This is a genomic window from Roseomonas sp. 18066 (genome assembly GCF_902706185.1).
Taxonomy (GTDB): Bacteria; Pseudomonadota; Alphaproteobacteria; order Acetobacterales; family Acetobacteraceae; genus Pseudoroseomonas.
On the sequence record NZ_CACSJM010000348.1, the window covers coordinates 1 to 536 of the forward strand.

General features: G+C 72.9%; 1 protein-coding gene. It reads right to left on the bottom strand.

Annotated features, from left to right (window positions below; translation table 11 throughout):
- Positions 1-96: 96 nt before the first annotated feature.
- A partial coding sequence (locus tag GVN67_RS29170; protein ID WP_160000783.1) for an FAD-dependent oxidoreductase occupies positions 97-536 on the bottom strand: 440 nt, incomplete at its 5' end.

Genomic DNA, 536 nt, shown 5'->3' on the forward strand with positions numbered 1-536 from the left:
GGGTTCGGGCTGCGGATGCCGAGGAAATCGCTGCGGATGTCTGCCATGTGCTTCTCCGGTGTCTTGCTCTGGGTTCGTGGGGACGGCGGCGCGGCGTCAGGCCGCGCGCAGCGCCTCGTGGATGGACACCGCGGCCACCTTGCCGTGCTCCACGGCCTCCACGGTGAGGTCGCGCCCGCCGGCACGGCAGTCGCCGCCCGCCCAGACGCGCGGCACGCTGGTGCGGCCGTCGGCATCGGTGGCGATGCGGCCCTGGCTCAGCGCCACCTCGGCGCCCGCGTACTCGGAGAGATAGCTCTGGCCGATGGCCTTGAGCACCATGTCCGCCTCGAGCGTGAAGGTCTCGCCGGTCTCCACCAGGCGCCCGCCCTGCACCGCCGTGGCCGCGAACCGCATGCCGCGCACCGCGCCGCCTTCGCAGAGCAGCTCCTTCGGCGCGGCCCAGTAGCGCACCGTGACGCCGTTCGTCTGCGCCCACTGCTGCTCCGCGAGCGAGGCGGACATGCTCTCCTGCCCGCGGCGGTACACCATGGTCA